Genomic DNA, 14,528 nt, shown 5'->3' on the forward strand with positions numbered 1-14,528 from the left:
ATTGCACAAATTTTGATTGGCTTTGCGCTGGTTGGAAATTACACTGCGCGCGTTCTGAATTAGCTGTATTCCACAGCCCGTAAACCACTGACTTATTTATTGTGATCACCATGTTTGAATTACTTCTTCACGGGTTTCCCGTAGCATTCGCTTTGGCCTCATTTTGGTCGAATACTGAACGCAAATTACTGCTGCTGAACCTGGGGTTATGTATTGCCATTGGCTCTCTTTTGGCTTTCGAGCAAGCGTGGGGAGGTGCCGTAGTTATCACGGTGGCAGGACTGAGTACTAGTTATCGACTAGTAAAAAACAAGCTACTGTCGCCTATCGCAACTTACATTACTTTAATCACTATGATGGTGATTGTACTGACAGTAAATAATTTAACCGGTAAAACCTCGCTGATTGAAGCTATGCCTGCGTTAACTTTCATGGCTTATCGCTTTGGCGAACTGCACTGTAAAGAAGCAGGCCTTCGCGTGTGTATGATTATTGGTTCAATCAACTTCACGGCATACGGCGTAATTACTCAAACGTGGGGGTTAGCCATTACTGAAGCGCTATTTGCAGTATCAAACCTGTGGTACTACATGAAGCTTAGGCGTGCCATGCGCACTAGCCCAATTTAGTTAACGATGAAACCAATATAGGTGAAAAGAAGGCTGCGCTGTTGAATATATAGGCGTTTTGTGATGTATTTATTGTCAAACGGAATTGAATCCACAGGCAAGGTAATGCAACGCAAACCCATCGACAAAGCTCTATTTTTCGGTGCTCCGGCTCTTCTACTTGCTCTTTTTATTTTTAACATAAATGCAGATGGTGAATTAAAGCTCGCGTCTACTATCGGTAGCGTAGGGTTATGTATTGGCTTTTTCTCTTATTTAAGAAGTAGACGCTTTGGTATTAAATATCCCATTGAAAAATTGATAGAAAAAGATGGTGATTTTGCAGTGTTTCACTTTCTACATGGATTTGATCGCCAGCCCCTCAGGGTTAACGCCAATACTATCTATGCACTTAATTTCTCTCACCATTACCTTGGCGTTATCTTGGAAAGCGGCAACGGCAAAGGGTTTGATTTTCACTATCCTCATAAGGAAGCCGTGATAAAAGCGAGGCTTCTAGAGGTGCTTGGTGAGGATGGGTTTAACAACGTCAAAGTGAACGTGTAGATAGAGCAAAGCTAGTATTAAATAGAAAGCCCGTTAGTAACTTCGACTAGCGGGCTTTTTAATGTCATCAGTGTGAAGACTTACGCAAACACCACGGTCTTATTTCTGTGAATAATCACGCGGTCTTCTAAATGGTAGCGCACACCGTGAGCTAGTGCGGTTACTTCACAATCTTTACCTTTGCGCACCATGTCAGCTGCACTATCGCTGTGACTGATACGTTTTACGCTTTGCTCAATGATAGGGCCTTCATCTAAGTCTTTAGTAACGTAATGACAGGTTGCACCAATTAATTTCACGCCGCGATCATAGGCTTGCTGGTATGGCTTAGCGCCCGCAAAGCTGGGTAAAAAGCTGTGGTGAATATTAATGGCTTTGCCTTCCAATTCTTGGCAAAGCGTGTCAGGTAAAATCTGCATAAAGCGGGCAAGCACGGTCAAATCAATTTTGTATTCTTGAAGTAAGGTCGTGATTTGAGCAAAAGCGGCTTCTTTACCTAACGCTTTAAAGTCTACCCAATGAAAAGGGACTTTGTACCAGTCTGCAAACTGTTTCATTTGCGGGTGGTTGCCAATAATCACCGGAATATCACAGTGTAGTTCGCCTGTGTGCCAGCGGTGAAGCAGGTCAACTAAACAGTGAGACTCAAGGCTAGCTAACAGCGCAACGCGCTGCTTTTTGCTAGAGTCGCTCAGCTTCCAGTTCATCTGATATTCGTTAGCAAGTGGGGTGAACTCTTTAACAAAGCTTTGATGGTCTAGTTTTAGCGAATCGGTACTAATTTCATGGCGCATAAAAAAGCGGCCGGTCTGTAAATCAGTATGATGGCTGGCTTCAACGATGGTAGCGTTATGGTCGGCTAAAAATTGCGACACGCTGGCAACTAGCCCGATTTGGTCGGGGCAGTCTATAACTAATCTAAATGTTTGTTGCATGTGGGCAGTTTGAATAAAAAAACAGGCTATCTTTTTACCCGTGACGCTAGGCGTTGTAAAGGCTACAGGTAATTTAAAACCAGCTTAAATTGCTATAACTCATAATCACACACAGCCGTTGCCGCAGCTTAGCTATAAAAAAGCGTTTGTCATAGTAATACAGGTACGGGTAATCCGGTACGGCAGAGCACTCTTCTTTGTTAGCCGCCGTTTATTCGTCTCTCTACACTCGCTACTTTTTACTCATCCGTAATTCCGCGGCGAAGTTTCTCTCTTACCGACATATTGTGTTTCAACGGCCAAGATTGACGAATAGGGTAGGTTACCCCCTGCGGCGTAGAAACCGATTCAAATAGGTGAAATGCTGAAATGTGAACGTCTACGGTCGGGCTGTAAAGCGGAAGCGGCAATGTCGACGTAGCCTTTCTTACAAGCGTGACGTGAGGCTTATACTCTCTGCTTTCTACTTCGATTGCCGCTTTACGGGCCGCTTTTCGCGACAATTTAGCGAGCTCATTAAGTGCCTTTGGCGTATCAGTAGGCGCAGCAAAGAGTATTTTAGGTCCATTCCATAACCCAGTGGCATCGAGAGTTAGAGAAAATGGTTCGCTGACGAGCTGGTCGAGTTCATACACAAGCGCTTCGTGCTGACGGTGATTTATCTCGCCTAAAAAGCAAAGCGTGATGTGAAAGTTTGCTGCTGGCACAGCATAAGGTATTGCTGGCCCTTGATTGCTGATGTGTTCGTTACGCTTGTTGCCAGACTTACGAGTACGAGTTACCTCGCTTTTCACCCATTGACGAGGCATTACTTCAGGCAATGCCTGTTGACGCCAGCTATCTAGAGCAAGTTTTTCTGTGGCGCTAAGATCTAAACCAATAAAGCTTCGCATAGCTTTCCTCCTTTAAATTTGCCCTATCTATGTACATTAAACAGTATTGCTGTCCACAAGCTTAAGAAGACAGCGAACGTCTGTACCATAATAAGTTTATCATGGCGCTGTGGACGAGTTCCAAAACAAGTCGCGCGTATTGAGTATTTACCAAATTTAAAAAAATAGCTGTGATGTTCGAGTGCATTGTTTACATCAGGTACACTATACCCACCAACTTATAACACCTTTATGCCCTTTATGTTACAACCGTTTTCTCATCTACCCGCTTATGAACTTGTTACGCCGCTACAAGAAGCCGTAGCGACTAACAACATCATCATAGGGGCGCCTCCGGGGGCGGGAAAATCTACTGTGCTGCCTTTGTCGCTGCTGCAATCTTCGCTAAAAGGAAAAATCTTGCTCATGCAGCCTCGCCGGGTGGTGGTAAGAAATCTTGCTGACCACTTAGCAAAACAGTTAAATGAATACGTGGGTGAAACAGTTGGTTATCGTATAAAGGGCGAGTCAAAAACGTCGTCAGCTACTCGACTTGAGATAATAACCGAGGGCGTGTTAACACGCATGATTCAGCAAGACCCAGAGCTTGCTGGGGTAGCTGCTATTGTCTTCGATGAATTTCATGAGCGCAGTATTCATAGTGACTTTGGGTTGGCGCTGGCACTTGAAGTCCAGTCTGGGCTTCGCGATGACTTACGCCTAGTGGTGATGTCGGCAACCTTGGATATTGCGCCACTTCAAACATTGCTCAATGGGTTTAGCGTACTGCCATTAGCGAACTTGGAAACGCAAGGTCGTATGTTTCCTGTTGATGTTCGCTACACCCAAGATGTGCAGGCTTATGAGCTGGTACCAAAAACCAGTAATCTCATAAAACAGGCAGTAAGCGAGCACGATGGTGATATTTTAGTGTTCCTTCCCGGCCGAGGAAGCATAAATGCTGTTGCCAGAGAAATAAAAGGGGTAGCTGAGAGTGCGGACATAGCCGTTCACATGCTTTATGGCGCTTTAGGAAAATCAGCGCAACAGGCAGCCATCGCGCCAGACCCACAGGGCAGGCGAAAAATCATATTATCTACCAATATTGCAGAGACAAGTTTAACCATTGAAGGCGTGACAGTAGTTATTGATACTCTGTGGGAGAACAGCGCTCAGTATCACCCTTCAAGCGATATTACTGCGCTTACCCAGCAACGTATTTCGCAAGCATCTGCCACGCAAAGAGCTGGGCGAGCTGGGCGAGTCATGGCCGGCACCTGCTACAGGTTATGCAGCAAAAGCAGCTTCGAGCGTTTGGCCAAACATAACGCGGCGCAAATTGAGAAAGAGGATTTAAGCAGCTTCTTGCTTGATACTCTGGCGTGGGGTAGCAGCCCAGATACGTTGGCATTGTTGACTCAACCTACACAAGCACAACTGCAGGTCGCACAGCAAAAGCTTTGCCGAGTTAATGCTGTTTCAAAGGCAAACATTACCCCTTATGGAAGAGCGCTGGCCCAGTTGCCATGTCAGCCCCATTTAGCCCATTTATTGCTAACGGCAAAAACAGGTATAGAGGGGCTAAGTGCTAATGAAAATAGTGCGCTTCGCTTTGCAGCACCTTTTGTAGTGGCTATAAGCGAAAGCAATATTAATGTAAATGGTGCGACAAACGTAATGGATGCGCTGCTTCATGCTAATAGCAGCACTCGCAATCAGCTTATACAACAAGCTTCCCGTTATGCGCGCTATGTGCAAAGCGGGAAGGGGAAAGCGCAGAATTTTAAGCCTTACATTAACGCATTGGACGAATGCGCTCTTGGCCTTTGTATCGCCATCGCATTTCCTCTGCAGGTGGGCTACAGGCGAAATGCGCTAAGCAGTTCTAGCGGTAACCCTGGTAATTCGAAAGGCGCAATAAATGGGGCTACACGAAGCGGTGCTTCTCAGTCTCATATTATTGAGTACAAGTTAGCGAGTGGAAAGGGAGCTGAGCTGACAGCTACAGCCAGTAATACATTTTTCAATGAAAGCGAAAAGGATAATTACCCGTGGATAGCAGTGCTTGAGGGGCAGCTAATCAAAAGCACAGTGACAATACGCCTAGCTCAGCATGTTCCTGAACGCTGGTTGCGTTTAGCTTTCCCTGACGCATTTAGCGAAAAGCGTAGCGTTATTCTTAACAGCGACACTGGCGTAATGGAAGCCAGAGTAAGTACGGGGTTCTATGACATAACGCTAAATAGTGCGCCAGTATCCGGGCAGGAAAAAAGCCGGGAACAAGCGTTTTGGGATAGCGCAATGTGCGATGCGTGGTTTGCCTATCTCGATACCTTGCCGTTATCCAATTGGCCCTTTTCGGATGTAGATTGGCAATGGTGGCGAAGAGTTCAAATGGCCGCAAAGCTAAATCTGCCGCAAGATAAAGCCTTTAACGAACCAGATCCCTGGCCATTGTCATTAAGCGACCTGGTGCATAGGGTAAAAGACAGCTTAGCGCCTGTTTTAAAAAGCTGTAAAAGTATTAAAAACCTTAAGCAGTTACCGTGGAAAACAGCCTTGAACAACGGGTTATCTTGGCCCCAGCAAGACGCATTAGCCACGCTTTTGCCTACTCACGTGACTATTCCTACTGGCAGAGAAGCTAGCCTAGATTATCGTGACAATGAGGATGTGGTGCTGTCGGTCAAAATGCCAGAATTGTACTCGCAAAGCGCTCCATTAACCTTGGCGGGTGGGCGAGTTACTGTTGTGTGCGAGCTGCTGTCGCCAGCAGGTAGGCCACTGCAAACCACCAGTGACTTAGGTGCGTTTTGGCAAGGCAGCTATAAGGAAATACAAAAAGAGATGAAGGGGCGTTACCCCAAGCACTTTTGGCCGGATGATCCTGCCAATGCAGTGCCTACCAGTAAAACAAAAAAACATATGTAGCCGCTGATGCGGCCATACCTCTTACTGTTTTTAGTTGATTGTTGTGTATTTCAAATACCAGCCATTGCTTATACACCAGTTTCTTACACAGTCTGTTTTTAACGACAGTGGTTACACATTAAAAACTAAGCTAAGTTGATGATAGAAATCTCAAACGTTTATTTAGGTAACCTTACGCTATGAAATTATCCAAACTAGCCACCGCGGGCTTTCTGTTTGCCACATCTTTAAGCGCTCAAGCGCACGATTTTTGGTTAGAGCCAGCAAGCTATCGTACACAAGAGCCAAGTGCTGTTGCCCTGCAGTTTAAAGTAGGTCATAAGGAAGATACCTCTCACTGGAACCTTGCTTGGAATAGAATAGTTGCGCTGCGCACCTATTCTTCTGATGGTGTAAGTGATATGGCCGCCAGCGTAGTACCTAAAACGTCAATGCTGCCCGGCATGGCTAAAACGGCCAAGCTTTCTTCTGGCACCCATGTCATAGGGTTTGAAAGCTATCACGCTACTAGCGTACTTAAAGCGAAGAAGTTTAACCAGTACGCAAAAGATGAGGGTTTAGCTGAGATACTGGCTCATCGCGAGGCGAGAGGGCAAAACGATATCGCTGGAAAAGAGCTCTATTCAAGGAAAGCAAAAACCATTGTGCAAGTGGGTGAGGCAATAACGGACAATGCCCTAAAACCTATTGGCCACACGTTAGAAATAGTGCCCCTTGAACACCCTTATAAGCTCTCAGATAACACCCTATCTGTTCAGGTGTTATTCAAAGGAAAGCCCTTGAGCAATGCACTTATCGATGCAGTATCTTTGGTTGATCACAGTGCTGAAGTGCAAGCGGTGCAAACTGACAGTGAAGGAAAGGCGACGTTTAAACTTAATGTCGAAGGGCCTGTTATGCTAAATACGGTTTGGGGCGTACCCCTCACAAATAGTTCTGCAGCAGATTTTGAGACTTACTTTTCAAGCCTTACGTTTGAATACGTTCAGTAACCAATAAGATGAACGGCTTCTATCTTACCGGTCACTGAAAATACTATATGATTAATGCGCCCCTAAAAGGGGCGCTGTTTTTATCAAGGTTAAGAGGTAGCCTTGCCTGTCAGGTCAATATCAAGTGCTGCCATTACTTCCAGACCTGGAAACCCATCTGCGATCATATTATTGCTAATTTGGTAGTTGCGAATACCCTCGCGAGTGGCAGGGCCAATGATGCCGTCGGGTTTGCCCACATCAAAGCCTAAATTATTCAGCTTACTTTGAAGTGCAATAATGTCTTTGCGGCTGTATGCGGGGAGATCAGGTAAGGTAGCTTTAATACCAGACGCCCCAGCGATGCGGTCGGCCAATACGCCTACGGCGATGGCGTAAAACTCAGAGTTGTTCCAGCGCATAATAACTCGGAAGTTTTTGTAAGCGATAAAGGCCGGGCCGTTATGCCCTGCAGGTACAATTACATAAGCTGTGGTATCGTCTTCGCCCAGCGCTGACCCATCGGCTTTCTTCACGCCTTGAGCGTTCCATTCGCTAAGAGGCTTTCTATTTTTATAGCCAGATTCTTGATAGTCAAAGTTGTCAGGCAACTGCACTTCACGACCCCAGCGGAAGCTGCGCTCCCAACCTAGACTTGCAAGGAAGTTTGCGGCAGAAGATAACGCATCTTCTTCACTTGCCCACAAATTAATTTGCCCGTCGCCGTCGCCGTCAATGGCATAGTGGGTATAGGCCGAAGGCATAAACTGAGTGTGGCCCATAGCGCCAGCCCACGAACCAATCATGTCTTCTTTTTGAAGCTTTTCCCGTTCCATTAGCTTCACGGCCACAAGAAACTCTTGGGTAAAGTACTTACTTCTTCGTTTGTCACAAGCCAGAGTAGCAAGAGAATCAAGTACGGGCATTTTGCCTTTGTAAGAGCCGAAGTTTGTTTCTAGACCCCAGAAGGCGAGCAAGTAATGAGGAGGCACGCCGTACTTATCACTTAGTTTGTGTAACAGCGCCTCGTGCTTAGCGTACATCTCTTTGCCTTTTTGAGTACGCCAGTCGGTAACGCGCTTGCTGAAGTACCCTGGAAAGGTTTGTACAAATTCTGGTTGGCTTCGGTCTAGCTCAATCACACGGTCTTGGTGAACAAGGCGAGGAAACACATCATCGATAGTCTGCTGGCTAACCCCTTCCTGCTTGGCTTTATCTGCAAGCGCTGCGGTGCAGCTAGCAAATTGTTCATTGGCTAGCGCTGAATTCATAGTCGCACCCGCGAGAAGCAGTGCCATAGACGTGCGAAGTGACGGTCGAAGAAATGAGGCGTAAGATTTGGCCCCTTTAGGCGAACGAGTAGAAAAAAAAGAAGACTTAAATGAAGCTAAGCGCATAGTACGGTTCCTGTGTTACTTGCCAGCATGCTATCGCATTGTGACCGTGAAACGCGAGTAAAATTCATTTTAGTCCGTCAACACATTAGCGCCACGGGACGTTTCAGAAGTATATAAATTCGGAGTGTGCATATTTGGAAACAGTTGTTGAGAGGCGGCCCGAATGGTAATGTTGATACTATTAAAACTAACGTTTCAAAGGCGTTCGTTAAATTCATATCGCAATATGTGCGATGTCATCCTCAATGATCTTCATGGCGTTTTCACGTGGCAAAAAGACAGACAAAAGACAATCCATCTTCAAAAAGTAAAGCATCAAGCAATGGCAAAGGCTCGGCCAAGCGCTCGTGGTTTTTCAAGCTGTTCTGGCGAGTCACTTTAATTGGCTTGGTCGTGCTTGGGGCTTATGCGTTTTATCTCGACGCACAAATTAAGCATGCGTTTTCGGGGAACAAGTGGGAAGTCCCCGCTCAGATCTTTGCCCGCCCGTTGGAAGTCAGTAAAGGTGAAGAGATAACGCCCCAAGAAGTCATTGATGAACTCAATTTGCTGGGCTACCGCAAGGTAACCTTTGCCGACAGTAGCGGTGAATATAGCTATCAAAATAAAGTTCTGACCGTGCAGCGCCGCGCCTTTCAGTTTCCTGAAGGCGCTGAGCCTCTTCGACACTTAGTAATAACGTGGGAAGGTGCACGCATTGGGGAAATCTTTGACAAATCGCAAGGGCGCCCTTATGGCTCTGCAAAACTTGAACCTTGGTTAGTAACGCGTATGACAAGTGGCTCCCAAGAAGACCGCATGTTGGTGACCCTTGATACTATTCCTGAAATGTTACCTAAAGCGCTGACGCTAGTGGAAGACCGCAATTTCTATAACCATCATGGCGTTGCACCACTTTCAATATTGCGAGCGCTAATGGCGAATATTGCTGCTGGTCGTACGGTTCAAGGTGGCAGCACGCTGACGCAGCAGCTAGTTAAAAATATGTTTTTAACCCGTGAACGCTCAATTGTGCGTAAGGCAAAAGAAGCCATTATGGCGGTGATTATAGACGCACGTTACAGCAAATCAGAAATTATCGAAGCGTATTTGAACGAAGTGTTTCTAGGTCAAAATGGTGACATGGCCGTACATGGTTTTGGACTTGCCAGCTATTTCTACTTTGACCGACCAGCCAACGAGTTAAGCACACCTGAAATAGCCACGCTTGTTGCTATTATTAAAGGCCCATCTTATTACAATCCCCGTAAATATGCCGAGCGAACAAAAGAGCGACGTGATTTGGTGCTTCGCATGTTGTTCGATGAAAATGAAATAAGCCGTCAAGACTACGAACGTTTCGTGAATATGCCGTTAGGGCTTGCCAGCGGAGCGAGTTTAGCAAGCGGTAAACATCCTGCTTTCATGGAACAGGTTCGTCGAGAGCTTAATGAAATTTTAGCAGAGCCAAGTTTAAGAGACTCGGGCGTTAAGGTGTTTACAACACTGGATATTGTCGCCCAGCGCAGGGCAGAAAAAGCATTGTCAGGCACTCTAAATGGCCTTCAAAAAGATAGAAGCGTACCACTGCAAGGTGCCATGGTAGTCACCGACAGTGCAAGTGGTGAGGTGCGCGCGATTGTAGGCGGTAAAGACTTTGCATTTAAGGGTTTCAATCGAGCACTAGATGCTAAGAGGCCAATTGGTTCATTGATTAAGCCTGCTGTGTACTTAACTGCCTTAGAAGATCCTACTCAGTTTAATTTGGCTACCCCCCTTGAAGACAAGCCTATTACCCTTGAAAGTAGAAACGGCACTGAATGGTCACCGCAAAACTACGATAAAGAGTTCAGAGGGCAGGTGCCTCTGCTTCAAGGGCTAGTTGAATCTTTGAACGTGCCAACAGTTAATTTAGGCATGCAGATAGGGCTAGATGCGCTGGCCGATACCATTGAGCGTTTAGGGGTTACCACTCCGGTAGACAAGGTGCCGTCGTTAACCCTTGGTGCCTTCGAACTAACGCCATTTAACACTAATCAAATGTATCAAACCTTATCGAACGACGGGCGTTATATACCCCTTCACACGGTGACCTCTGTAGTGACAGCGGATAATGCTTTGCTTTGGAAAAAGGCGGAGTTCTTTAGTCAGCGTACTGAAGAGGCCGCTACCTATTTGCTTAATTACGCTTTGTACAAGGTAACCACAGAAGGCACTGCAAAACGTATAGGTTGGAACTTCGGTAATGTGAACATGGCTGGCAAAACAGGAACTACTGACGACTACCGCGATAGTTGGTTTAGCGGCTTCGATAGAAATAATGTGGTCACGGTTTGGGTAGGTAACGATGATAATAAACCCGTTAACTTAACCGGTGCGGGTGGTGCGCTACCCGTGTTCATTAACTACATGAAGTCTCAATCACCTAAATCCTTATCACGACGCTTCCCTAAAGGATTAGGCATTGCGCATTTCGATGCTAAAACAGGGGCTGTTGTTGTTGCAGGTTGTGCTGAAAGCTTAAGCGTACCGGCTATTTTGGATGTACTACCACCGCCTCAGCAAGACTGCTCGGGTCGCCCAGTAGATAAGGACAGCGATAAAGACGAAAAAAGCTGGTGGGAACGCATATTCGGATAAAAAACTCCAGTAAGAAGATAGAAAACACAATCACTTGGCTTTGAAAACGCATAGCTAGCGTATAGTCCGTGCTTTCTATCTCCCTCTGGAGTAAAAGGCCCAGGGAAGGCAAAAAAGTTGTGGTAGTCGGTTCGGCACCTACTAGTTTTTATTGCGTTTTCAATGTCCTTTCTGAAGGAATAGGCGCGCTGTAGAAAACACCAGCGCACTGACTACAAACGCAATAACCGGCCCGAGTACTACCATAAATAGGGTTGCGGCGGTTAACATGTGCACTCTCCTTATGCGTCGTTATCGTTTGAGCTAATAGGCTCAATTGGGGTAACGGTAATCTCTGCAACCAATGAATGTGCTTCTTCTACTTCTGGTTCAAATGTGTGACTGGCAGTTAACACGTCATAGGTCACATCCAGCGCTAAATTCTGCTTTACGTCATTCATGGCGCTTTCAACGATAAAATCTGTATGTGAAACAATGTCACTCTGAGGTTCATCCGCGAATGCTGCTGCGCTCAATACGCTAGTTGCTAAAGTTAATGCAGTGAAAGTTTTGCGACCGATAAACATAGTAATCTCCAAAAATTAAGTTAGACACTGCACTTGAACATACTGCGTGGCAGCTATCATGTTGCTAAAGGTTTCGATAATAAGTCGTTATCAATTAACAATTAGTTTATAGCGAGGGATGTGCCAACTCGTTAAAAAGTGGCAAGTGGTTGAATTTATAGTGTTTTATTTTTTTATAAAAAATGAAGGTCAAATTGAGATATTAAAGAAATGCTAAAATTTAGCGAATTTATTATGGAGGTAGTCAAAATGACTAACGCAACGTTTTTGACATTTCTACAGCGACACTGGTTACCATGAGAAAGATCAAAAGTAGGGGCACTAGTCTATAAAAAAGAGCAGCGCCGCCAATGTATAAAAGAGTGAATAGGTCTAGGACGCTTTACTTCTAAATTGTGAAAACATTGTCACTACTAGCGCAATGATCACACCAGCAGCAATACCAACAACACCATCAGCAAGTATAGACATAACCAGCGATGCGTCTGGGATAAGTGCGGTAAACCAGTCGGTAACGACGTGTAGAAAGTCTATGCTGTGAGTAAGGATTCCGCCGCCTACTAAGAACATAGCCACCGTACCCACTACCGCCAGCGTTTTCATTAGTGCTGGCGCGGCAACTAATAGTGCTCTTCCAATAAATCTTTGAATGGTGTTCATTGAGCCCGTTAGCGACTTGCGAAGCATGTAAAGCCCAACATCGTCCATTTTAACTAGTGCCGCTACCAGGCCATAAACGCCAAGGGTAATGGCTAAGCTTAATGCTACTAGCACACCAATTTGCGTAGTAAGTGTTGCATCGGTCACAGTACCTAATGCAATAACAATGATTTCGGCAGACAGTATGAAGTCGGTGCGTATAGCGCCTTTAATTTTATCTTTCTCAAACGCCACCATATCAACATCTTCGTGGGTAAGCGCTTCAATTCGAGCTTCTCGTATTTCTTCCTCACCTTCATGAGGAAGGTATTTATGCAGCAGTTTTTCTGCACCTTCAAAACATAAATATAATCCACCCAGCACTAATAACACGGTAATGAGGGAGGGAACAAAGGCACTTATGGCTAATGCAGCGGGAACCAAAATGGCCTTATTGATAAGCGAGCCTTTTGCGACAGCCCATACAACAGGCAATTCCCTATCTGCTTTAACCCCTTGGACCTGGTCGGCGTTTACCGCTAAATCGTCGCCCAAAACGCCCGCTGTTTTTTGCGCAGCGACTTTCGACATGGTTGCGATGTCGTCCATTAACGTTGCTATATCATCAAGTAGGGCAAGTAAGTTAGCTGCGGCCACAGTGATTTTCCTTGTATTAGTTGTTATTAAATGTGCCTTTTTTATGTTTCACTAACATAGCAAATCGGCAAGCGATAAGTAGTTGCGGCTTACAAAGGATACGCGCAGCCTCTTGCCTTTGGCAACTTATGAATCTTGTGGCATCAGAGAAAAAGGTTGGAATCAATGTGAGTAACGACAGAGAAATAGTTGAAGCAACAGAATTACCCTCGCTGTCAGTTCGTTCTTATGCCAGAAAGGCACGTAGTCACGCTCACCCTTTTTATCAGTTAGTATTGCCTATAAATGGGCATATAGAAATAGCGCAAGACTGTTTTACTGGCAGCGTAGGTGTGGGTGAGGGAGTGTGTATAGCGCCGCTCGAAGTACACAATTTTAGTGCGAACGAAAACGCAAGGTTTGTGGTTGCTGACTTACTTTCAGTACCTGAGCAGTTAAAAGACAAACGAAGCCCTATCTTTCAGGTTAATACCGCCCTTCAAGCTTTCTTAAGCTTTATCGAAGTGCAATTAACGAATTACGCGGTTGACGGACAGGATGAAATGACCGCCTTATTTCAGGTGCTTCTGGCTAAAAGTGAAGTGGGTGCGGGAACAGATAAGCGGATCACTCAAGTAATAAGCCACATACACGGTGATTTAGGGGCATCACATTCGTTGCAGTTGCTTTCTGAGATGGCGTGTATGGGAAATACGCAATTTAAAAATCGGTTTAAACAAGCCACTGGTCTTAGCTTACGTGATTACTTAGTGAAGATAAGAATGGAGAAAGCCAAAGCATTGCTTAGGAATACCGATACACCAATGTCTAGCATAGCTCAGATAACGGGGTATGAAGATGTTGCAGCATTTAGCCGGCGATTCAAAGCGTATTTTGGGCAACCACCTAAGTTCTTTAAAAGGAAGTAATCGAGCTAGTTTCCGCCTTCGTTTTTGGTAGTTTTATTGACTCTGGCATCAATAAAACGGTCGTGATCGCCCATTTTGGTGCATTCTAAGGTACCGCCGGCAATACCGCTTAAAAAAGCGAGTGTTTTATTCGCAGTCCCGCTGCAATTAACGCGTTTAGATGGGCGTTTATTTTCAACGGCCTGCATTTGCCCTGTACTTGGGCCTTCTAGTCTAGGGCTATTTTTACGCTCTTGAAATTCTCTTGATGCTTGTTCAGCTTCTTCAGCTACTTTGTTGTTGTTATAGTTTTCAAAATAACGAGCAGCTCCGTCTTTGACCGATAAGTTAAACGTGCCTGCACGTCGATTTGCATTGTTCGAAATAGTAGGGGACGGTGGCGTATCGTTCGGCTTAGTTTTTATCGGTTTTCGCTGTGTTTCAGGTTCTGCGTTTACCTTTTGTGGGATTTCATCTTTTTTTGGTGATTTAGCTTTACTATCAGTAGTTTGCATGCTTTGAGATACGTCTGGTTTAAGCGCCGTGTTCAGTGTCTCATTCAGGCGTTCAATCTGCTTAGTTTCTGTAGCTTGAGGTTGGGGCATTGGAGGATAATACAGGCGGGCTTTTATCTCTGAGCTTTGCTCTAAAACGTTTATACGCTCTTTTTGGTTATCAATACTTAACTGAGAAAGTATGACAACCAAAATCACTCCAAATATATGTACACAGCCTGAAATTAGTAGCGATCGCCACGCCGTTTTCTTTGCAACGGAATGGTGTTCAATGCTGCGCTCAGGCGCAAAGAAAGATGGGGTGATAGTCGTCATAGTAAACAACAGACCATGGTCTCTATCGAATAGTTCCATCCTAATTTCA

General features: G+C 45.3%; 12 protein-coding genes. 6 read left to right on the plus strand and 6 right to left on the minus strand.

The window, feature by feature from the left end:
* The first annotated feature begins 110 nt into the window (after positions 1–110).
* Both V7R55_RS15490 and V7R55_RS15495 read left to right on the plus strand, forming a co-directional pair.
* Positions 111–629 carry a YgjV family protein gene (locus V7R55_RS15490; protein WP_334060189.1) on the plus strand — a complete coding sequence of 173 codons (519 nt, stop codon included), beginning with the start codon at positions 111–113 and terminating at the stop codon, positions 627–629.
* A gap of 63 nt (positions 630–692) precedes the next feature.
* Positions 693–1,175, plus strand: coding sequence for a hypothetical protein (locus V7R55_RS15495; RefSeq protein WP_334060190.1), 483 nt, complete (start codon positions 693–695; stop codon positions 1,173–1,175).
* 80 nt (positions 1,176–1,255) lie between these two features.
* On the opposite strand, the gene purU is transcribed toward V7R55_RS15495, so the two are convergent.
* Both purU and thpR read right to left on the minus strand, forming a co-directional pair.
* Positions 1,256–2,110: a formyltetrahydrofolate deformylase gene (purU, locus tag V7R55_RS15500; RefSeq protein WP_039217723.1), complete on the minus strand. Its 855-nt coding sequence runs from the start codon at positions 2,108–2,110 to the stop codon at positions 1,256–1,258.
* Between the two features lie 239 nt (positions 2,111–2,349).
* Complete coding sequence (gene thpR / locus V7R55_RS15505; protein WP_334060191.1) at positions 2,350–3,003, minus strand: RNA 2',3'-cyclic phosphodiesterase; 654 nt, start codon at positions 3,001–3,003, stop codon at positions 2,350–2,352.
* A 186-nt stretch (positions 3,004–3,189) separates the two neighbouring features.
* Here thpR and V7R55_RS15510 point away from each other — a divergent pair, with 186 nt between their 5' ends.
* On the plus strand, positions 3,190–5,913 hold the full coding sequence (locus V7R55_RS15510) for an ATP-dependent RNA helicase (protein WP_334060192.1): 2,724 nt from the start codon (positions 3,190–3,192) through the stop codon (positions 5,911–5,913).
* A 179-nt stretch (positions 5,914–6,092) separates the two neighbouring features.
* Positions 6,093–6,905 (plus strand): DUF4198 domain-containing protein, encoded by an 813-nt coding sequence (locus tag V7R55_RS15515; protein WP_334060193.1) that lies wholly within the window; start codon positions 6,093–6,095, stop codon positions 6,903–6,905.
* 89 nt (positions 6,906–6,994) lie between these two features.
* Here the strand turns inward: V7R55_RS15515 and V7R55_RS15520 are convergent, their stop codons facing one another.
* Entirely contained in the window at positions 6,995–8,281 is a 1,287-nt protein-coding gene (locus V7R55_RS15520) for a lytic murein transglycosylase (protein ID WP_334060194.1), read from the minus strand.
* Positions 8,282–8,548: 267 nt separating this feature from the next.
* On the opposite strand from V7R55_RS15520, the gene mrcB reads away from it, so the two are divergent.
* A complete protein-coding gene (mrcB, locus tag V7R55_RS15525; protein ID WP_334060195.1) occupies positions 8,549–10,900 on the plus strand; it encodes a penicillin-binding protein 1B in 2,352 nt (783 codons plus the stop codon).
* A 281-nt stretch (positions 10,901–11,181) separates the two neighbouring features.
* Here mrcB and V7R55_RS15530 read toward each other — a convergent pair whose 3' ends face one another.
* Both V7R55_RS15530 and V7R55_RS15535 read right to left on the minus strand, forming a co-directional pair.
* A complete protein-coding gene (locus V7R55_RS15530) occupies positions 11,182–11,466 on the minus strand; it encodes a hypothetical protein (protein WP_334060196.1) in 285 nt (94 codons plus the stop codon).
* A gap of 372 nt (positions 11,467–11,838) precedes the next feature.
* Positions 11,839–12,762, minus strand: coding sequence for a DUF808 domain-containing protein (locus tag V7R55_RS15535; protein WP_334060197.1), 924 nt, complete (start codon positions 12,760–12,762; stop codon positions 11,839–11,841).
* 167 nt (positions 12,763–12,929) lie between these two features.
* Between V7R55_RS15535 and V7R55_RS15540 the strand changes: the two genes are divergently transcribed.
* Complete coding sequence (locus V7R55_RS15540) at positions 12,930–13,670, plus strand: AraC family transcriptional regulator (protein ID WP_334060198.1); 741 nt, start codon at positions 12,930–12,932, stop codon at positions 13,668–13,670.
* A 5-nt stretch (positions 13,671–13,675) separates the two neighbouring features.
* Here V7R55_RS15540 and V7R55_RS15545 read toward each other — a convergent pair whose 3' ends face one another.
* Positions 13,676–14,518, minus strand: coding sequence for a hypothetical protein (locus tag V7R55_RS15545; protein WP_334060199.1), 843 nt, complete (start codon positions 14,516–14,518; stop codon positions 13,676–13,678).
* Positions 14,519–14,528: the final 10 nt, after the last annotated feature.

Source organism: Alteromonas sp. S005 (genome assembly GCF_036864475.1).
Taxonomy (GTDB): domain Bacteria; phylum Pseudomonadota; class Gammaproteobacteria; order Enterobacterales; family Alteromonadaceae; genus Alteromonas.

Bases quoted from the DNA above. Each gene is read 5' to 3' on its own strand.
- V7R55_RS15490 (WP_334060189.1), top strand. From the start codon at position 111: ATGTTTGAATTACTTCTTCACGGGTTTCCCGTAGCATTCGCTTTGGCC.
- V7R55_RS15495 (WP_334060190.1), top strand. From the start codon at position 693: ATGTATTTATTGTCAAACGGAATTGAATCCACAGGCAAGGTAATGCAA.
- purU (WP_039217723.1), bottom strand. From the start codon at position 2,110: ATGCAACAAACATTTAGATTAGTTATAGACTGCCCCGACCAAATCGGG.
- thpR (WP_334060191.1), bottom strand. From the start codon at position 3,003: ATGCGAAGCTTTATTGGTTTAGATCTTAGCGCCACAGAAAAACTTGCT.
- V7R55_RS15515 (WP_334060193.1), top strand. From the start codon at position 6,093: ATGAAATTATCCAAACTAGCCACCGCGGGCTTTCTGTTTGCCACATCT.
- V7R55_RS15520 (WP_334060194.1), bottom strand. From the start codon at position 8,281: ATGCGCTTAGCTTCATTTAAGTCTTCTTTTTTTTCTACTCGTTCGCCT.
- V7R55_RS15530 (WP_334060196.1), bottom strand. From the start codon at position 11,466: ATGTTTATCGGTCGCAAAACTTTCACTGCATTAACTTTAGCAACTAGC.
- V7R55_RS15545 (WP_334060199.1), bottom strand. From the start codon at position 14,518: ATGGAACTATTCGATAGAGACCATGGTCTGTTGTTTACTATGACGACT.